Genomic DNA, 20,158 nt, shown 5'->3' on the forward strand with positions numbered 1-20,158 from the left:
TTAAAAGCTCATCTATTAAAAGAGCGGCATAGGCTGTTAAATTTTAAACTGGGATACCAGCTTACCGAGCTCTTCACCATCTTTGGCCACTTCCTGACTGACACCCGACGCCTCTTCACTGGCTTGCAGTAAATGACAGACAATTTCTTGTACCGAGTTAATGTTACGGTTAATTTCTTCTGTCACTGAGTTTTGCTCGGTTGCCGCTGTGGCAATTTGTGTACTCATATCATTAATACTTGTCACAGAAGATGTTACCGCCCCCAGACTCTCAGAAATCGCTTTTGATGATTCAACTGAGCTAATACAGCTTTGCTGACTTTGCTCCATTTCATCAACTGCGTTGGCCACTAACTTATGCAGCTCAGCTAGCATTTCATTAATTTCAACCGTACTGGTTTGCGTACGAGAGGCCAATGAACGGACTTCATCAGCAACTACCGCAAAGCCTCGACCTTGTTCACCCGCACGGGCGGCCTCAATAGCGGCGTTCAATGCAAGCAAATTGGTTTGCTCGGCAATACCGCCAATCACTGTCAATACAGAGTTAATTTTCTTCGACTGTTCACTCAGTAATTTAATGTTGGTAGCTGCACTGTCAATTTGCTGCATGAGCTGTGAAATTTCAGTCAGCGATGTATCAACACACGCCTGTGCTTCGGTGACATTGCCACTGGCGACATCTGTCGCATCTGCCACCATATTAGTATTTTGTGCCACTTCATTTGCCGTTGCAGACATTTCAGTAATCGCGGTGACAATCTGGTCAATTTCACTGTTGTGATTATTGAGCTGGTGAGACATATCCACCGTTTGACCATTAATGGTTTCAGCCGCACCTTTTACTTTGAACGTAGCTGATGACACATCACTGATAAGCCCGTGCAGCTTATCGACAAATTGGTTGAAAGCTAAACCCAACTGGGCAATCTCATCTTTGCCGGTCACAGTTAAACGTTTAGTTAAATCACCTTCACCTTTGGCAATATCATGTAAAGACTCAGCCATATTCTGTATAGGTTGCACCATTTTGTGCGAGGTAAATACCACTAGCATACCAGTCACGATAGCCAATATGACGGCTAGCAATAGAAACATTGCCACCTTTTCAGCCATTGCATCATGTTTGTACTGACGGTATTCATTGATTGACGATTCGATATCATCAATATACGCACCTGTACCCAGCATCCAGTTAGAATTGGGGATCATCACGGCATAACCGAGTTTTTCAACTAAATCGTTTGTACCAGGTTTACGGTAGAAATAGGTAAAGTTACCTTTGCCCGATTTGGCTGCATCTAATAAACCGACCACAATTTTGGTGCCATTAGGGTCAGCCATATCAATTTTATTTTGCCCTTCGAGTGACTGGTTAACCCCATGAAAAATACTCAAACCGGTATCATCATAAATATAAAAGTAACCGGCACTCCCAAAGCGCAATTTACGCAGTGCAGCTTTGAAATCACCGTTTTCGCCCAAACTGTGTTGGTATTCATATACTGCGGTGGCAATTTCTAACTGCTCTTTCATTTGATTGTTGCGTTCAGCAATCAACTCAGAGCGAAAATGCTGAATGTCCTCTTCCAGCGCACTACTTTCGGTAAAGTAAAAGATACTCAGCATGACAGCCAAAATGAAACTGAGTGGAATGAGCGCTAAGCCTAATAACTTATTACGCAGGGACAAGTTTGACATCATATTAAAACTCTCTCTCGATTCTTGTTATGCATCAATTATAGTTACAAAATAAGCCCCTGACCGATACATATGTAACTTTTTGGTTAACACCTCATGAGCTAGATCAAATAAGCCTCAATTTCCATCTCTATATTGATGTTTATCACTCTGATAATTACAGCCACTTTCAGAAATATTTTGCTCAATTAGTCGCTTTGCTTCATGTACAGATAATTCCGAACAAACAATTCGAGACAGAGCTCAAACAAAATAATTTTTTGAGACATCACAACAAACGCCTCCCCTTGAATATTAGCAAGTGCACATTTATGAAGCACGATGTGAGCCATGCAACAAAACCCAGCGGCATATGCCCCAGTTAATGTAGATCTGACAAAAATCGGTATATTTTATATGCCTAATAAAAGGTGTATCGGCACCCATAAGCATTACTCTACAAGGCCAAGCGATGATTACACTCAATATTGACGGCAAGACTGTCCAAGCAAATGCTGGGCAAAACCTACTGCAAGTGGCACAACAAGCTGGAATTGATATTCCTTGTTTATGCGATCCTAAGCTGCATGCAGACATTGACCACGATGATAAGATCTGTGGCCTCACCACAGTCGATATTGAAAATCATGATGGCAGTTATCGAAAAACACATGCCTGTAGCACACAGGTGAGTGATGGTATGACTGTTATCAGCCAAAATGCTGAACTGAGCCAAATTAGAAAACAGGCACTGAACCATATTCTTGCCGACCATTTTGCTGATTGCGAAGCACCCTGCCAACAAGCTTGCCCTGCTGGGGTCGACATCCAAAGTTACTTATTTCATATCTCACAGGGTAATCACACTGAAGCCGTAAAAGTGATTAAACAAACGCTCCCTTTACCATTATCGATTGGCCGCGTTTGCCCTGCATTTTGCGAAACTGAGTGCCGCCGCGGTTTAGTGGATGAGCCTGTCGCGATTAGACAACTTAAACGTCACGCTGCAGATTTAGATCTCAATGATGAGCAAAGTTATCAAGTCGAACGACAACCAGCGACTGGTAAGAAAGTTGCCATTATAGGTAGTGGCCCTGCAGGGTTAAGCGCGGGTTATTTTCTTTCAAACCAAGGTCATGAAGTCCGCATTATAGAATCCATGCCTAAAGCTGGCGGCTGGCTTAGATACGGTATTCCCGAGTATCGACTACCTAAAGATATTCTTGATAAAGAAATCGACTTACTCACTCATAACGGCTTACAAATAGACACCAATGTTCGCCTTGGTGATGATATACATTTAAAACAACTCACCGATGAATATGATGCAGTGTGTCTCGCCATTGGGGCACAAAAAGCCGTGCCAATGAATTATCCAGGTAGCGATTTAGCCGGTTGTTACCTAGGCGTAGATTACTTAAGAGATTATTGCACCGAAAAAAGCTTTACGATTGGCAAAAAAGTGGCCGTGATTGGTGGCGGTAATACTGCGATTGATTGTGCCAGAACAGCGGTGCGTGAAGGTCATGATGTGACGATTATTTATCGTCGTACTCGAGACGCCATGCCTGCTGAGCCTTATGAAATCCATGAGGCCGAAGTAGAAGGTGTAAAATTCCACTTCTTAACTAACCCTGTGCAAAATATCAGTAATCAGCATGGTCAAGTCGTAGCAATTGAGCTGGCAAAAATGGCATTAGGTGAGCCCGACGCCTCTGGCAGACGCTCGCCCAAACCGACTGGCGAAACCTTTACTGAAAGCTTTGATACTGTGATTGCGGCTGTATCACAAACACCTGACATGGACTTTTTACAGCACCCAGATAGCCACCTTACCAGTGGTGATATTGCGCTTTCACGTTGGAATACCTTTATTGGTTGTGAACATACCATGTCTGCAGGTGTTGAAAAGCTATTCGTCATTGGTGATTCGCGCACTGGCCCAGCAACGGCTGTCGCGGCCATTGGTGATGGTCGCAAAGCTGCCATCGCCATTGATAAGCAATTAACCCAAGGCTTGGTTTGCGAATTAACGCCGGCGGAATTTAATGCCACCAAAGCCCATAAAACTGCACAACTATCAGCCGAGCTTTACCCTAACGTTACCTCTGAGCCGCGTTACAAGGCTGCGGAACTCACCGCTATTCAACGCCAGCTTAATTTTGATGAAGTCGAGCAAGGCTTTAGCGATCAAGATGCCATGAAAGAAGCTGCCCGCTGTCTGGAGTGCGCTTGTCAGGCTAATACCGATTGTAAGCTGCGTGATTATGCCACCGAGTATCGGGTAGACAGCAAAACACTTGAGCCTCAGTCAATGCGTAAATTTGCAGTCGATAAAACCAGCCCATTTATTCAGTTTGATGCCAATCGCTGCATCAGTTGCGGTAAATGTGTCGATATTTGTGGTCAACGTAGTGGTCATAATGTGATTCAGTTTGAACAGCACAGCTTTCAAGCCCTGCCAGATACCAGCTCAAATACACGCAACGCACCGAGAGTAGGCTTTAATGTCACCATGGCCGACAGTGACTGCGTGCAATGCGGTAACTGTGTTCAGGTGTGCCCAACTGGCGCATTAGTGGATGCCCGCGATAAACGTCAAGGCGCGACAGAAACACTCAATACCACATCCACTATTTGCACATATTGCGGTGTGGGTTGTCGTATTAATGTCAGTGTCTCACCCAGTACTGGCAAGATTAGTCATGTAGAAGGCAACAAAGATTCAGAAGTCAATGAAGGCATGTTGTGTGTCAAAGGTCGATTTGGCTATGACTTTATCCAAAGTGACCAACGATTAACCACGCCACTTATTCGTAAAGATGGTCAACTGGTTGCTTGTTCTTGGGATGAAGCTATCAACACCATTGCAGTCCGTTTCAATGACATAAAACAGCAACAAGGTAACCATGCTATTGCGGCGTTGTCTTCAGCTAAAGCAACAAACGAAGACAACTTTGTCATGCAAAAGTTTGTTCGCACTGTGCTAGGCAGCAACAATGTCGATCATTGTGCGCGCCTTTGTCATTCCAGTACGGTTTCAGCACTGCAGCAAAGCATTGGTAGCGGCGCAATGACAGGCAATATTCCCGGAATTAAAGATTCAGATCTGATATTCATTTTGGGTTCTGATACCTGCAATGCCCATCCGATTATCGCCTCTAAAATCAAACAGGCGCTGCAACACCATGACGCACGTTTAATCGTAGCCGACCCTAAACGCGTCTCTATCGCTGATGAAGCCGAACTATATGTCGCCCAAAAACCGGGCAGTGATGTCACTTTAATCAATGCCATTATGGCTGAGATCATTCGCAATGATTGGCATGATAAGCACTACATTACTGAGCATACACAGGGATTTGATGCCGTTATCAATACGGTCATGCAACCACAATATAGCCTCAATGAAGCAGCAAAAGTCAGCGGCGTGAGTGCTGATGATATTGCTCATATGGCTAAACTCATTGGCACCGCGGAAAAAACAGCCATTTATTACGCCATGGGTATTACCCAACACACCTCTGGTCATGACAATGTTACCGCTATTTCTAACCTGCAATTGTTATGTGGCAATCTTGGTAAATCAGGTGCAGGCATTAACCCATTGCGTGGTCAAAGTAATGTACAAGGTGCCTGCGATATGGGCGCTTTACCTAACTATTACACGGGATACCAAAAAGTCACCGATGCCAGTGTACAGGCAAAGTTCGAGCAACACTGGCAAACTCAATTATCTGAACACATAGGTTTAGCTGCGACAGAAGTGATGCATGCTATCACTGACAAAAAAGTCCACGGCCTGTATGTGATGGGTGAAAACCCAGTGCTGAGCGATCCTGATCAAGCCCATGTTATTGAAGCATTTGAGCAACTTCCCTTTTTAGTGGTGCAAGACATCTTTATGACGGAAACGGCGCAATATGCTGATGTTGTATTACCCGCAGCTTCCTTTGCAGAAAAACACGGCCACTTTACCAATACTGAGCGTCGTGTACAGCGACTCGAACCAGTGTTAGCGCCACCAGCATCAGCTAAGCAAGATTGGCAAATCATTCAATCAATTGCCAACGCAATGGGCAGTGATTGGCACTATCAATCTGAGCGCGATATTTGTGATGAGATCAATCAACTGACACCACAGTATCATGGAATAACATGGGATAGGCTTAGCCCTGATGCTAATGGGCAAGCCCATAAAGGCATTCAATGGCCTTGCGTGAATGAACAAGATGCCGGCTCAGCAGTATTGCATCAAGATAAACCATTAAATGGTAAAGCACTTTTTACTGCCGTTGAGCATCGTCAATCCGCGGAGGGTACCTGCGATCAATACCCATTGGTATTATCAACCGGTCGCTTACTAGAGCAATTTCATACCGGCACCCTAAGCCGTAAAACAGAAGGCTTAAATGAGTTAGGCGCACCTAGAGTGATGATGTCAGTATTTGATGCCGAAAGACTGGGTGTCACTAATGGCGATAAACTCAAATTGAGTTCTCGCAGAGGTGAAATAGAAATTAACGCGTTTGTGACTAAACGTGCCCAAGCTGGAGTTCTATTCTTGCCATTCCACTTTGCTGAAGCCGCCGCGAACAAACTCACGATTAACGCGGTTGACCCCGTGGCGAAAATTCCTGAGTTTAAAGTCTGTGCGGTGAATGCAGAGCGCGTCGCTTAACTCACCGATAAACAACGCGCACTATTACAAGTCATACAAGCCTAACAAGTTTATTTGTTAGGCTTTTTTTACGCCAATTTTCTATTGTACCCCATACATTTACCACCTTGAGCCTAATACCCATTGGGGTATATAAGTGAGCCTATTATGCTAACGGGTATAACTGTCATATAAACCCGTTAGAGTCATAAATTTGAGAGAAAAAGTTATCTTTGGCGAAGCGGCTAACTTTTTTGCTGTGGCAAATAATGCATTGAAACCGATGAAAAATTGGCAAATCCCCCAAAGTTAACCTAAAAATAACTGTAGTTTTTTAAACAACCACCTCGTCTTTTTATAGCGTTGCAATTTGTAAGGATACTCGTGCACTATGATGAGCAAGTTAAGAATAGGAATTGTATGTCATCCCAGTATTGGAGGCTCAGGTTTGGTGGCAACCCAGCTCGGCTTAGGTTTGGCCAAGTTTGGTCATGAAGTCCACATTATTGCCCATAAGCGCCCTTTCAAATTACCCCAAGATGTCCCTAACATAGCATTTCATTGCGTTGATGAAGTGAACTACCCTTTATTTGAAGGCCCACTGCACACCTACTCGCTCACAGCAAAAATTGTTGAAGTCGTCGAGCAACACCAACTGGATATTGTGCATGCTCACTATGCCATTCCTCATTCACTGTGTGCTCACTTAGCCAGCAACGTTGCTAATTATCCTTTTCCCATTGTCACCACGGTTCACGGCACAGACGTATCTGTTGTCGGTCAAGATGATGCAATTAAGCGCTTAAACACCTACAGCATGAATCAAAGCGCACTATTAACCACAGTATCAGAGTTTCAGCGTCAATATATGTTGCAAGAGTTCGACATTCAGCAACCTATCAATGTGGTACATAACTTTATTGATGCTGACGATTTCACTCCAGATCTACAAGATGAAACATTAAGGCGAACACTGGCACAAGATAACGAAAAAATCTTAATGCATGTGTCTAATTTCAGGCCCCTAAAGAATACTTCAACTGTAGTGAATGCTTTCAGTCAATTAACCTGCAGCCTGCCAGTGAAGTTAGTGTTAGTAGGCGATGGTCCAGACATAGACAAAACCAAACAACAATGCCAGCAATTAGGCATACTCGATCGCGTTACCTTTACCGGTTCAGTCAATAAAGTAGAGCGTTATATCGCCAATGCCGATTGCCTCATCCAACCGAGTTTTATCGAGTCATTTTGCATGGTTATTCTAGAAGCCATGTCATGTGCAGTGCCAACCGTTAGCAGTAATGTGGATGGTATTCCCGAGGTCGTTGATGAAGGTGTGACGGGTTATTTATTTCCACCTGAAGATGCCAAAAGCATGGCGGCTTCAATTAGTCATATTTTTTCAGATAATTCAATACAGCAGCGTCTGGGACAGGCGGGACGTGAGCGGGCAATGACACATTTTAATAGCGACAACAAAATCAAACAGTACCTTGATTGTTATCAGCAAGCATTAGCGAGAAACAGCAACCAAGCAGCAGCAAGCTGAGCAATATTCAATGGGATAATGGCATAGAATCTAGCACAACCACAATCAGTAGAAGGGAATCATATGGCTAATGCCAGCGCGCAAACAGACAACTCATCAGACAATCAATCAGCGTCAAATAAAAAATCCAAAAAGATCAGTATGTCGAGTTGGGTTTTACTGTCATTTGCAGGCGGGATTATCGCAGGGTTATTTTTTGGTGAAATGTTGGCATGGATGTCAGTGATTGGTGATGCGTTTATCAAGCTGCTACAGATGACCATTATCCCCTATATTATCGTATCGTTAATCTCTAGTTTAGGTAGTTTAACCCTAGAACAAGCCAAGTCTTTAGGGGTGAAAGTCGGCAAGCTAATGCTAGTAATTTGGCTTTTTGGCCTACTAAGTATGTACTTGATCAAGTACACCTTTCCCGACTGGCAAGCGGGTGAATTTTTTAGTTTAACGGCATTACAAGACCCTAACTCCGTCAATCTGCTGGATTTATATATCCCTTCTAATCCTTTTTTCTCACTGTCTAATAGTTATATTCCTGCGATTGTACTGTTCTGTGTCGCAACAGGCATAGCACTGATATCCATTGATGATAAAGAGTCATTAATGCGCCCATTACAGTTACTTGGCGCGTCATTTAATAAGGTCACCCAAAGCATTGTTATGCTGATGCCCATTGGTATATTTGCCATGACTGCTGCGACAGCAGGCACGATGGATTTTGATGAATTTCAAAAGTTGCAGGTCTACTTTATTGCCCATGTCGTGATGACTGTTTTACTCACTTATTGGGTGCTACCCGCTATCATTATGGTGATCACGCCTTTCTCTTATCGAGACATAACAGGGATAGCAAAAGACGCTATGATTACCGCGTTTGCTGCCGGTAATATTTTTATTATCTTGCCACTGCTTATTCAGCGTACCAAAGAGTTATTCCATAAATACAAGATTGGTAATGCGCAAACCGATGACTACGCCAACATCATTATTCCTGTGGTATTTAGCTTTCCTAACCTTGGTAAATTGTTGACCATAGTCTTTGTATTATTTGCCGCTTGGTTTTCAGGAAAAGAGCTCGACTTTATTAGCTATTTCCCGATGTCTGTGAATGGCTTAATCAGTCTATTTGGTAGCGTGTATTTAACCATTCCTATGCTATTAGATTCGCTAGAGCTGTCTTCAGATTTATTCCAGTTGTATATGGTATCGAGCTTATTTACCAGTCGCTTTACCTCATTACTTGCTGCGATGAATATCTTTATTTTAGCCATTGGCGGCACAGCAATGCTGGCGGGAATCGCTAAAGTCAGTATGAAGAAATTGGTTATGTGCAGTGTACTTACACCTATCGTTTTGGGTGTCACTTTATTAGCGACCAGCTGGCTACTTAATCGCATTGTAGATACTGAATACAATATGGATGAGGTTGTGGCACAAATGAGCTCTGCGGCAGAGGTCCCCGAAGATGTCACCACTTTCAATTGGACTGAAGAATTAGTGGTTAATGGTCCCCGCTCCATTGAACAAATTAAACAAAATGGCACTTTAAGAGTGGGTTATAACCCTGTTCAAGTGCCCTTTTCATTTTTTAACGCCGAACATGAGCTTGTTGGCTTTGATATTGAATTAATGAAGAAGCTGGCAGCTGAACTTGATTTACAAATCGCATTCATCCCTTACTCAAGCGAAAATGCCTTGGAGTCAATTAATAGTGGCTTATTTGATGTCACCGTGTCCGGCTTACAAATGACAACTAAACGAATAGGTTTGGTCGACTTCACTAACCCTGTACTCCATCTGCATTATTCTTTTGTTGTTAAGGATTACCGCGCTGATGAATTTAAAACGGACATGCTGATTCATCAAGCTGGCAAAATCAGAGTCGCATCGGTGGGAGACTATTCAATCATCCCTCACCTACAAGAAAAGTTTAACAATATTGAGTTCACTTCAATCAATTCTGACAAACTCTTTTTTGAAGACGATGGTAAAACTTGGGACGGCCTGCTCATCAGCCTTGAAGCTGGCCAAACTTGGACCATTTTATATCCTGAATACACCACGCTGTATAACCGTGAGGAAATTAAATCCTTCCCCGCATCTTATGCGGTGGCAAAAGGCAATACATCGTTGCACACTTTCTTAAATAGCTGGCTGGCAATACAACAATCGTCGGGCTACGTAGACACACTTTATAGCTACTGGATCTTAGGCGAAAACGCCAAACCTAAGCAGCCAAGATGGTCAGTTATAAAAGATGTATTGCATTGGGTTGAGTAAGTTAAGTAACAGCCAAATAACATAAAAAAGCCTAGTTCAATCTAGATTTTTTTATTGATTTTCTGAACTAAATAAAGGCTAAACCACCGCCAATGACTGCAAAGCTCACAACTAATAAGACAATATGAGGCTTATAAATTTTGAGTAAACCAAAGCCAATAAGCACGAGCGCCATATCGAGCCCTGATATAACTGCAGAGCTGAAAACTGGCGCATAAAAAGCAGAAAACAATAACCCAACTACCGCAGCATTCACCCCAGCAATAGCCGCACTTATTTTTGGTCGCTGACTAATCGCAGTCCAACTTTTTAAGCCGACTAACATGAGTAAAAAGCCGGGTAAGAATATGGCTAGTGTCGCGATGGTTGCCCCTAAAATAGGTGACTCTAACCAGATATCAGCACCTAAGAATGCCGCTAAAGCAAACATAGGGCCTGGAATAGCTTGAGCTAACGCATAGCCAGTTAAAAATCGTTCCTGAGAAACCAGCTCACCCACTGATGTTTCAAGTAAAGGCAGCACCACATGGCCACCACCGAAGACTAAACTGCCAACTTGGAAAAACTGAGCGAAAATCTGACCGAGACTGTCATGCTGATTAATTAGTAAGAATGATACTGCAGCACCAACGGCGAACAATAATAACCAAATATAATTTAGGCGGATTGGCGTTGGAGTATAGTCGGCATCATCCACTCCTTGCTGCTTATTGAGCAATTGCCTTCCAAGCACTGCCGCAACGAGTAATACGATGACTTGGGTCGTCATGGCTGGACTTAATAGCAGAACAGCCGCGGTCATTATGGCAATTAATTTGGCATGTTGTTGCTGGCAGAACTGCTTGAACATAGACAAGGTGGCATCAGCAACCACCACAACGGCCAATAATTTAAGCCCATGAATAATGCCTGTGACCACTGAAGAATCAAACCACTTGGCACTAGTAACAGCAAACATGAATAACAATAAAAAAGAAGGTAAAGTGAAGCCGATAAAAGCAGCGAGGCCGCCCAATACACCACCACGATGATGCCCTATGGCAAAGCCAACCTGACTCGAACCAGGACCTGGCATAAACTGGCTTAATGCAACAAAACTGGCATATTGTTTGTCATCTAGCCAATGTAACTCTTCAACAAATGCTTTTCTAAAGTAACCTATATGTGCTGCTGGGCCACCAAAACTGACTAAGCCAAGCGCCAAAAAACGACTGAAAATCTGCCAATACAGCATAAATACAACACCTTCATTGTTGTCATCAAATTCTATTTATTTTCTCGATACCATTTTATGACAGCGATATGACGCTAACGTGACAGTTTAGCCAAACAGGCAGAACAAATGTCAGCAACATCCTGAAAGCACAAGGTAAGCTTATTCAGCCTTCATCTGTTTTAGCGCATTGTCACACAGTGCTTTTAATTGCTGTAAATCTTCGATACTCCCACCGACTTTACAGCGCATTTGTTGTGGAATTTTACTCGCTCGCGCTTTCAATGCTTGCCCAGCTTCTGTTAAGTGCAATACCCGTACACGCTCATCTTTGTCACTTCGACCTCGGATCACTAAAGATTTAGCTTCTAAACGTTTTAATAAAGGAGTTAACGTCCCTGAGTCTAAATGCACCTGTTCGCCAAGGGTTTTTACACTGATCCCTGAACGCTGCCAAAGCACCATCATCACAAGGTATTGTGGGTAAGTCAGTGACAATTCATCCAGTAATGGTCGATAAGCACGGATCATGGCATTGGTGACACTATAGAGCGAGAAGCACACTTGGTTTTCTAATATTAATGCGGGCTCAGAATTCATACATCCTCTAGCGTTAGGTTAACAAACAACAAACTGTGATCAGTATAACATAATTTAATTGTGCGCAACCTAATGTGATAATTGGATAGTTTGATTAGCTACAAATTGATACAAGCTATTTCTTCAGCTAATCTTTAACCAGCCGATAAACAAGTTATCCAAAACAACCTGAGGTCAATATGACAATTTCAGTCAACTCACCATCATCAATGCCGTCTAACATTGATTCGGCAAGCAGCTTAAAAGTCGCAGTTATGGCCAAAGAGCAGCAAAAAGTAGAGGGTGATATCGCTATGCAACTTATTGAAGCTGCAGTGCCACCACCAACGGGTAACGCTGGGCATAACATCAATACTAAGGCTTAACCTGCTCAATTGATGAAATAACGATGATTGCTATGACGCATGATTTGACGCCGAAATTATTCAAGCAGCTCTATTGAGTTGCTTGTTTTGTTTTCAGCACCAGAGCACCAACTAAAATATGATTTAGAAGCTAAAAAACAAAAAAGCCATGCAATGCATGGCTTTTTCATCGGTATTGAAGCCCCCATTAAAGGGAGATGAGTGACTAATTTAAAATGACGTAGCCACGGTTCGTCATGCAGTTGCGCATAACCGTTTGCTTTTCAGCTTCATAGTTTGCTTGATTTTCACGGCGATCTCTTGAACCACCAAGCGCGCCCGCTACTAAGCCAACACCAGCGCCCACTTTAGCCCCCTCTGAGCCACTGCCACCTGCAATTGCGCTACCTGCCGCACCTAAGGCTGCACCTTTAGCGGCACTGCCTACCGCGCCTCTAGACTCAGTGTTCTTTTGAACTTGATTGGCCATTTCAGTGCATTGATGTTGATCAAATATAAAATCTTTCTCTTCTACGCCAGATTTATCATAAATCAAATTTGCATGAGCAGAACTTGCTATAAAAGAAAGACCAATTAACCAAAGCTTTTTCATATAACCTCTATACTTAACGCTGATAACTTTTAGGTAAATTACCATTTCAAGTGTAGTCGATATATTCAAATTTGAGTTTGTTAACTGGACTTTAAGTCTGACAATACAAGTTGGTTACTTATTCAGTTTCCTGCTCTCATATTCAGCACACATATCTAACATTTTTTGATCATCAATGGGTCTTAACCCGCTTAACACTAAAGTTTTTATACCATGTCCCACCAATCTATCTTCCGCATATAGCTCGAATTTCAGTGTTACATCCCCACGCTTGCCATCGACTTTTAATGTTTGTTCAACCAATTCAAGTTGGATATCTGTGAAGTCAAAGTCATCAAGATGGAACGACATACTTTCATAGATAACTAATGGTCTGGCAGGGTTAATCATCACATCAGACTGCTTCATTAGCGGCACTAATACATGAATAAAGTTGTGCCCTGAAAATGCAACATAGCGCTTAATAAATGCTGCCTTTTGCGTATCACATTCACAAATATCGCCATCTCGCTCTACATTCAGATACTGTTTGTCATTGGTATCAACAATGGCAAAGTGGTCCGCTTGTGTTGGCTCAATGACCAGCTCAACACTGTCACCAACCATTCCTTCAAAATTGAACTGCATGTTTTGGCTTAAGCCATGCTCGGTTAACACCAAGGCAAAGAGTAAATCACCCGGCACACAAAACCGCTTCGCACCTACATCGTGAATAGGGTTAAAGTCACTGGCGACACGCTTAGCAAAATCACTGGCTTGCTGTGCACTAATACGAACGATGTTTTGGTTCTTTGAATAATACGGTGATAAAAACATGATTTCTTTTTCTTATTAATTGGTGAGTTCCTCTTGTTCAACAACTTAGCTCTCAAGCTGAACAGAGTACGGATAACAAACTGGCAAGAGTTTACGTGAAAAACAACAAAACACTCACCCGATGACTTATTTAGCGATATCAGTCGCCCAGCAAAATTGTGACCTAACTCACAGCAAAAGCAAGTAATTAGTAACAAATCAAACAAAGATGTTAACGAGATTGATTTTTAAACTCATTTAAGTAAAATCGCCACAACATAATATTAATGATAACAATTTTCATTCACATACTCACTTAATGTTTGATTGGAGACATAGATGTCACAAGTTAAAACTCAAGGGTTAACTCTTCTTGCAACCGCAATGCTGGCCGCATTTTCAGCTCAGGCTCAAGAAGTCGCACAGCCGGCTGAAATTGAGCAAATTACCATTTTCGGCTCACGCAACCCACTTGATACAACTCCAGGTAGTGCTCATCAGATTACCCAAGAGGAGATTGATACTTTCAAATACTCTGACATCATGAGAACAGTTGCTTCGATACCTGGTGTGTACATTCAAGAAGAAGATGGCTACGGCTTACGCCCAAATATCGGTATGCGCGGCACAGGTCAAAACCGCTCAGAGAAAGTCACGATAATGGAAGATGGTGTGCTTGCTGCCCCAGCGCCCTATGCCTCTCCAGCTGCTTATTACTTCCCGACTTCTGGTCGTATGCAAAGTGTTGAAGTGCTAAAAGGCAGCTCAACGGTTAAGTATGGTCCACGTACTACGGGGGGCGTACTCAATATGCTTTCTCGTCAAATACCACAACAAGAATTAGCAGGTAAGCTTGATGTGGCTGCGGGTCAAGATGGTTTTGGAAAAATCCACGCTTATGCTGGTGGGCAAAGTGATAGAGTCGGCGCGGTTGCAGAAGTATACCGTTACCAAGCAGACGGTTTCCGCGACATTAATGGTGTAGGCGGCGATACTGGATTTGTAAAAAATGACGCATTGGCAAAAATCAGTTTTGATAGTGCTAAAGATGCTAAATATCAACAACGTGTTGAACTTAAATTAAAGTATGCTGATGAAGTTTCAAACGAGACTTACATGGGCTTAACTGATGCTGACTATCAAGCAACACCTTATATGCGATACTCAGCATCTCAAAAAGATGAGATGACAACTGAGCATAAGCAAATTCAACTTAATCACATTATCGATTTCAGTGACAGCGTATCTTTAGGTACAACCGCTTATTACAATGACTTTCACCGTAACTGGTATAAAACCTCTAAAGTTGGCGGTTCAAGTTTAAGCAGTGGTGGCATTGACAATGCGGCTGCATTTGACGCCGATGCAAATCGCACCAGCATCGATGTAGATGTGAAAGCCAATAACCGTGACTATTTATCACAGGGGATTCAAACAGAACTGTATTGGATGCTAGAGAATCATGAATTAGCCTTCGGCGCTCGTTACCATGAAGATGAAATGGATCGCTACCAATGGGTTGATATTTACGAGCTAAATGCTAATCAAGTAATGACCCGTACTGAAAGTGGTATTCCAGGAACGGACTCTAACCGTATCGATAGTGCCAAAGCCCTAGCCTTATACATTCAAGATCAAATCAGTTTTGGTAATTTTGATATCACAGCTGGTATCCGTTATGAAGATGTTGAGACCAATCGCCTTGATTGGGGTAAAACAGATCCAGGGCGTGATAACGCGCCATCAAAAGATGTCAGCAACAGCTTTAGCGCTGTATTACCATCACTTTCAGCAACATATCAAATCAATGATGAGTTACTTGTATTAGCTGGTGTTCAAAAAGGTTTCGCACCAGCGGCACCAGGTAACACTGAAGGCACAGAAGAAGAAAGCTGGAACTATGAAGCCGGTTTCCGTTATAACCGCGCAGCGTTAAATTCAGAATTAATTGCATTCTATGGTGACTATAGCAATATGCATGGTGACTGTACTGCAAGTAATGGCTGTGACGATGACAATATTGGTAACCAATATAACGGTGGTGAAGTTGATGTTAAGGGCGTCGAATTAAGCCTAGGTTACGACTTCAATCAAAAAGGTGAAATTAACTTTCCAGTTAAATTAGCTTATACCTACACAAGCGCTGAATTTGGTAATGATTTTGTATCAGACTTTGAAAGTTGGGGCGAAGTGAGTAAGGGCGATAAACTAACTTATCTACCTGAAAATCAACTGTATGTGTCTGCAGCAGTTCAAGCTGAATCTTGGCAAGTAACCTTAGCTGGTCGTTATACTTCCGATATGCGAACTAAAGCAGGCCAAGGTGATATCCCAAGTGATGAACTTATCGAGTCAAAGACTATCTTTGACTTATCTGCTCGCTACTTTATCAATGACGCATCAGAAGTTTACTTAAATGTAGATAATTTATTTGATGAAGAGTACATCACTACCCGTGTACATGGTTCGGTGTTTGCAGGTAAGCCTCAGTCGGCAACTTTAGGTTATACCTACAAGTTCTAAGTTACTCAAAATGACAAAAATGCCAACCTTATCAGGTTGGCATTTTTATTTTCAGCCCTAAAGTAACTGTTTCAGCAGTGGATTGTTTATTTTAAACCTGTTAATCACCTGATTCAGCCGATAGGTTATTCAGCTATAAAGCAAGTTTACCAATAAGGTTTTTCTTTTAGCGCACTTTTACGTGAATGCTCCATAGCAAACACAAGGCTAGACTCTTTATTGTCTAACCAAGTGCCTATATCAATATCAGTATCAATTAAACTTTCTCGTAAACACTGGTATGCGGTTAACGTTTGAATACCCAATGCTAGATCTTGCCAAGGCGCACGGAAGCTCTCACGCTCCTGACTCAGATACAGTTCACCATAAGCGAAGCCGACCAGAATACTTTCATCAAGCGCTTGTGCTACATGTTGATAATCGAGGCTACTCATATCAGCTTTAATCGGCATTGCATCGACAATGCGCTGCCAAGAATCTTGTTGTAGATGATTGGCAAACAGTCCCAGCTGTGGGTAATCTACTAACTGGTGTTGGCCATTCGTTGTTTTCAATAACAGCTCGACTAGCGCTAACTGTAATTGGCCATATTGCGGTTTTTGCCACAAATCGGTTAAACGCTGAGCATAATGCTGCAGGGCAACCTGATGTTCAATCATGACTACAATCTTGCTTTTCTCACCAAGCTTACTCAGCATGTGGGCATCATTTTCAAGAATAAGATTTTGTGCCTGCATGGTAGGGATAAAAGCTAAATCTTGTTCTAATTCAGCGAACAGTGAAGCAACATGCTGACTCAATAAACCAAACTGATTTAATGTCAACTTGAGTAATCTGACACATGACAATAGCTGGCTCCACAACGCAGTTTGCTGTGCAATATCATCGGTTTCAATCAGCACGCTTTCAATTAACTGCCAACGTTCCAAACCTGTTTCAAGCAGCGTTGTGAGAGTTTTATCTAAACTTTTATCGGTTGGTAAGCAAATGTAATCAATATGCTCAATAGATAGAGGCTGAGTTTTCCCTGCCAGAATATAACCGCGCTGAGCCTTACTGGCTTTGCCTAATCGCATTGGAACGTCTTTAGCAAATTCGGTGGCCAATTGCAGCAATGCAGAGGTATCACCCGCAAGCAGTTCAAGTTCAACTTCACAGATGGGTTCATGTTGCTCAGAGGCGATCACCTGTCCATGGTCAAAAGCGACTTCGACTAGGCTATCGTCAATATAGATATGCCAAGTTTGACGGGTAAAATTGGTTTCAAAAACACACTCGAGTTGTGCATTTAATAGGGTAATATCGACAGTGTCTGGCCAAATGTCATTGGGGAACAAGGTTAAGTCGGGTGTTTTTTGTTCGATTGGCACATTGTATTCAGGACGAGAATGGATCCCTCCGATTACTTTTCCAGCAGTTTTTAGCGTTTGTTCACAAAAATTATCACTGGTTCTAACCCGTAATCCCATTAAATTTTGACGTAGAACTAAAGTTGCAGAATCAAAATACTGGTTGCTCAACTGACGTGTCGCTTGTGACGTAGCACCTGGGTAATTTTTGATCGTTTTTATTAGTAAATCAGTTAGTTGCGGAGGCAAAATTAGCTTTAGTTCTATTTCAGAATCCATTAAATCGTCGCTCTGTTGTCATCAAAGTTTAATTAATACGTCATAATTAATTCATATTGTCACATTGTTGTAATAAAAATCCCTTAGGATTGCCTCGCTTTGTTCATATATACTGAGCAAGAATTATTAAGCTGTGCAATAAAATTAAGAATTCACAGTTTCATTATGCGGACGCTTAGGTTAACATGCGCCCGCTTTTTCCAAATCGGAATTAACTAAATAGGTAAACGGCAATGCCAGTAAACTCTATTTTAGGTGTGTTTGCAAAATCACCTCTTAAGCCTTTAGAACAGCATATCGATAAAGTTGACGAGTGTGCATCACTTTTAGTCCCTTTTTTCGAAGCAACTATCGCAGGTAACTGGGATGAAGCTATCAAAGTCCGTAAGCAAATTAGCTTACTGGAAAATGAAGCTGATTCACTAAAACGGGAAATCCGTCTAACGTTACCAGGTGGTGTATTCATGCCAGTTGAGCGTACCGACTTGCTTGAGCTTTTGACTCAACAAGACAAAATCGCCAATAAAGCAAAGGACATTTCTGGTCGTGTAATCGGCCGCCAGTTAGTATTCCCTCAACCCGTTCAAGCCGCATTTAGTGCTTACCTAAAACGCTGTTTGGATGCCGTCGCACTTGCTAAGCAAGCTATCAACGAACTTGACGACCTATTAGAAACGGGTTTCCGTGGTCGCGAAGTTGAGTTAGTTGCCAATATGATCACCAAACTAGACGCCATCGAAGAAGATTCAGACGACTTGCAAATTCAAGTTCGTCGCCAATTACTTGCCGTAGAAGGTGAGTATAATCCTGTCGATGTAATGTTTATGTACAAAATTATCGAATGGGTTGGAGGCTTAGCAGATTTAGCTGAGCGCGTAGGTTCCCGCCTTGAGCTAATGTTAGCTCGTCACTAATAACAAGGTTATCAAGGACACAACATGGTTGATGTACTAGTCACCAACGGCACTACGCTGATTGCGATTGCCGCTGCATTTGGTTTTTTGATGGCATGGGGTATTGGCGCAAACGACGTCGCTAATGCTATGGGAACCTCAGTAGGTTCTAACGCCATCACAATCAAACAAGCCATCATCATCGCGATGATATTCGAATTTGCCGGTGCCTACCTAGCCGGTGGTGAAGTCACTAGCACTATCCGTAAAGGCATTATTGATGCTTCATACTTTGTAGATGTACCAGAATATCTGGTCTTCGGTATGATTGGCTCATTATTAGCTGCGGGTATTTGGTTAGTTGTTGCTTCTGCACTAGGCTGGCCTGTTTCTACCACTCACTCAATTATCGGTGCCATTGTTGGTTTCGCCGCGGTTGGTGTGAGTGCTGACTCAGTCGCTTGGGGTAAAGTCGGCGGTATTATTGGCTCGTGGGTTGTTACCCCTGCCATATCAGGCTTTATTGCTTACCTATTGTTCCAAAGTGTACAAAAGCTAATTTTCAATACTGATGATCCACTAAAAAATGCTAAGCGCTATGTGCCGTTCTATATGGCATTTGCAGGCTTCGTAATGTCGCTTGTGACCATCACTAAAGGTCTAAAGCACATTGGTTTGCACTTCTCTACATTAGAAGCTTACGGCCTAGCAGCATTAGTTGCCGTTATTATCGGCCTGTTTGGTAAAGTGGCTATTGCTCGCCTTAAAATGAACGAGACTGCCGACATTCAAACTCAGTATGGTAACGTTGAGAAAGTATTCGCTATCTTAATGGTTGTGACCGCATGTTGTATGGCATTTGCTCACGGTTCTAATGATGTAGCTAACGCGATTGGCCCGCTAGCAGCTGTTGTATCCGTTGTTGAGAGTGGTGGTGAAATTGGTTCAAAAGCGGTACTAGCTTGGTGGGTATTACCATTAGGTGCAACGGGTATCGTAATGGGTCTAGCTATCTTTGGTAAGCGTGTAATGCAAACCATTGGTAAAAACATTACTCACTTAACACCAAGCCGTGGTTTCGCTGCAGAGCTAGCAGCTGCATCAACAGTTGTGATTGCATCTGGTACAGGTCTGCCTATCTCAACCACACAAACCTTAGTGGGTGCTGTGTTAGGTGTGGGAATGGCACGTGGTATCGCCGCAATCAACATCGGTGTTGTTCGTAATATTGTCGTATCTTGGGTAGTTACACTACCTGCTGGTGCTGCACTATCTATCGTATTCTTCTTCGTGATTAAAGCTATTTTCACCTAGGCAGAGATAGATTAAGCTGACGCTTAGTCATAAATTCGCACTAAATGTGCACTTAGAAGGAAGTCTACG

General features: G+C 42.6%; 13 protein-coding genes. 7 read left to right on the forward strand and 6 right to left on the reverse strand.

The window, feature by feature from the left end:
• Positions 1-36: 36 nt before the first annotated feature.
• A complete protein-coding gene (locus tag ACHUGF_RS12005) occupies positions 37-1,701 on the reverse strand; it encodes a methyl-accepting chemotaxis protein (RefSeq protein ID WP_394131582.1) in 1,665 nt (554 codons plus the stop codon).
• 451 nt (positions 1,702-2,152) lie between these two features.
• On the opposite strand from ACHUGF_RS12005, the gene fdhF reads away from it, so the two are divergent.
• The 3 genes from fdhF to ACHUGF_RS12020 all read left to right on the forward strand — a co-directional run bounded on the left by fdhF (position 2,153) and on the right by ACHUGF_RS12020 (position 10,166).
• Positions 2,153-6,361, forward strand: a complete 4,209-nt coding sequence (gene fdhF, locus ACHUGF_RS12010) for a formate dehydrogenase subunit alpha (protein ID WP_394131482.1) — start codon at positions 2,153-2,155, stop codon at positions 6,359-6,361.
• Positions 6,362-6,731: 370 nt separating this feature from the next.
• Positions 6,732-7,889: an N-acetyl-alpha-D-glucosaminyl L-malate synthase BshA gene (bshA, locus tag ACHUGF_RS12015; protein ID WP_394131484.1), complete on the forward strand. Its 1,158-nt coding sequence runs from the start codon at positions 6,732-6,734 to the stop codon at positions 7,887-7,889.
• Positions 7,890-7,952: 63 nt separating this feature from the next.
• Entirely contained in the window at positions 7,953-10,166 is a 2,214-nt protein-coding gene (locus ACHUGF_RS12020) for a cation:dicarboxylate symporter family transporter (RefSeq protein WP_394131486.1), read from the forward strand.
• Positions 10,167-10,233: 67 nt separating this feature from the next.
• On the opposite strand, the gene chrA is transcribed toward ACHUGF_RS12020, so the two are convergent.
• A complete protein-coding gene (gene chrA / locus ACHUGF_RS12025; RefSeq protein ID WP_394131487.1) occupies positions 10,234-11,400 on the reverse strand; it encodes a chromate efflux transporter in 1,167 nt (388 codons plus the stop codon).
• A gap of 141 nt (positions 11,401-11,541) precedes the next feature.
• Positions 11,542-11,979, reverse strand: coding sequence for a transcriptional regulator OhrR (ohrR, locus tag ACHUGF_RS12030; RefSeq protein WP_394131489.1), 438 nt, complete (start codon positions 11,977-11,979; stop codon positions 11,542-11,544).
• A 179-nt stretch (positions 11,980-12,158) separates the two neighbouring features.
• Between ohrR and ACHUGF_RS12035 the strand changes: the two genes are divergently transcribed.
• Positions 12,159-12,344 (forward strand): cytoplasmic protein, encoded by a 186-nt coding sequence (locus ACHUGF_RS12035; RefSeq protein WP_394131490.1) that lies wholly within the window; start codon positions 12,159-12,161, stop codon positions 12,342-12,344.
• 205 nt (positions 12,345-12,549) lie between these two features.
• Here ACHUGF_RS12035 and ACHUGF_RS12040 read toward each other — a convergent pair whose 3' ends face one another.
• Both ACHUGF_RS12040 and ACHUGF_RS12045 read right to left on the reverse strand, forming a co-directional pair.
• Entirely contained in the window at positions 12,550-12,936 is a 387-nt protein-coding gene (locus tag ACHUGF_RS12040) for a glycine zipper family protein (protein WP_394131492.1), read from the reverse strand.
• Positions 12,937-13,050: 114 nt separating this feature from the next.
• Complete coding sequence (locus ACHUGF_RS12045; RefSeq protein WP_394131494.1) at positions 13,051-13,752, reverse strand: DUF3581 domain-containing protein; 702 nt, start codon at positions 13,750-13,752, stop codon at positions 13,051-13,053.
• Between the two features lie 318 nt (positions 13,753-14,070).
• Here ACHUGF_RS12045 and ACHUGF_RS12050 point away from each other — a divergent pair, with 318 nt between their 5' ends.
• Positions 14,071-16,254: a TonB-dependent receptor family protein gene (locus tag ACHUGF_RS12050; protein ID WP_394131495.1), complete on the forward strand. Its 2,184-nt coding sequence runs from the start codon at positions 14,071-14,073 to the stop codon at positions 16,252-16,254.
• A 146-nt stretch (positions 16,255-16,400) separates the two neighbouring features.
• On the opposite strand, the gene ACHUGF_RS12055 is transcribed toward ACHUGF_RS12050, so the two are convergent.
• Positions 16,401-17,882 (reverse strand): CYTH domain-containing protein, encoded by a 1,482-nt coding sequence (locus ACHUGF_RS12055; RefSeq protein WP_394131496.1) that lies wholly within the window; start codon positions 17,880-17,882, stop codon positions 16,401-16,403.
• Between the two features lie 233 nt (positions 17,883-18,115).
• Between ACHUGF_RS12055 and ACHUGF_RS12060 the strand changes: the two genes are divergently transcribed.
• Together ACHUGF_RS12060 and ACHUGF_RS12065 are read left to right on the forward strand one after the other, a co-directional pair.
• Positions 18,116-18,796, forward strand: coding sequence for a TIGR00153 family protein (locus tag ACHUGF_RS12060; protein WP_394131497.1), 681 nt, complete (start codon positions 18,116-18,118; stop codon positions 18,794-18,796).
• Between the two features lie 24 nt (positions 18,797-18,820).
• Complete coding sequence (locus ACHUGF_RS12065) at positions 18,821-20,089, forward strand: inorganic phosphate transporter (RefSeq protein ID WP_394131499.1); 1,269 nt, start codon at positions 18,821-18,823, stop codon at positions 20,087-20,089.
• The last annotated feature ends 69 nt before the right edge of the window (positions 20,090-20,158 follow it).

Source organism: Shewanella maritima (assembly GCF_043643735.1).
Taxonomy (GTDB): Bacteria; Pseudomonadota; Gammaproteobacteria; order Enterobacterales; family Shewanellaceae; genus Shewanella; species Shewanella maritima_A.

Excerpts from the sequence above, each read along its gene's own strand:
- ACHUGF_RS12035 (WP_394131490.1), top strand. The coding sequence starts at position 12,159 with ATGACAATTTCAGTCAACTCACCATCATCAATGCCGTCTAACATTGAT.
- ACHUGF_RS12065 (WP_394131499.1), top strand. The coding sequence starts at position 18,821 with ATGGTTGATGTACTAGTCACCAACGGCACTACGCTGATTGCGATTGCC.
- ohrR (WP_394131489.1), bottom strand. The coding sequence starts at position 11,979 with ATGAATTCTGAGCCCGCATTAATATTAGAAAACCAAGTGTGCTTCTCG.
- bshA (WP_394131484.1), top strand. The coding sequence starts at position 6,732 with ATGATGAGCAAGTTAAGAATAGGAATTGTATGTCATCCCAGTATTGGA.
- ACHUGF_RS12060 (WP_394131497.1), top strand. The coding sequence starts at position 18,116 with ATGCCAGTAAACTCTATTTTAGGTGTGTTTGCAAAATCACCTCTTAAG.
- ACHUGF_RS12005 (WP_394131582.1), bottom strand. The coding sequence starts at position 1,701 with ATGTCAAACTTGTCCCTGCGTAATAAGTTATTAGGCTTAGCGCTCATT.
- ACHUGF_RS12055 (WP_394131496.1), bottom strand. The coding sequence starts at position 17,882 with ATGGATTCTGAAATAGAACTAAAGCTAATTTTGCCTCCGCAACTAACT.
- chrA (WP_394131487.1), bottom strand. The coding sequence starts at position 11,400 with ATGCTGTATTGGCAGATTTTCAGTCGTTTTTTGGCGCTTGGCTTAGTC.
- ACHUGF_RS12020 (WP_394131486.1), top strand. The coding sequence starts at position 7,953 with ATGGCTAATGCCAGCGCGCAAACAGACAACTCATCAGACAATCAATCA.
- ACHUGF_RS12050 (WP_394131495.1), top strand. The coding sequence starts at position 14,071 with ATGTCACAAGTTAAAACTCAAGGGTTAACTCTTCTTGCAACCGCAATG.
- ACHUGF_RS12040 (WP_394131492.1), bottom strand. The coding sequence starts at position 12,936 with ATGAAAAAGCTTTGGTTAATTGGTCTTTCTTTTATAGCAAGTTCTGCT.
- fdhF (WP_394131482.1), top strand. The coding sequence starts at position 2,153 with ATGATTACACTCAATATTGACGGCAAGACTGTCCAAGCAAATGCTGGG.
- ACHUGF_RS12045 (WP_394131494.1), bottom strand. The coding sequence starts at position 13,752 with ATGTTTTTATCACCGTATTATTCAAAGAACCAAAACATCGTTCGTATT.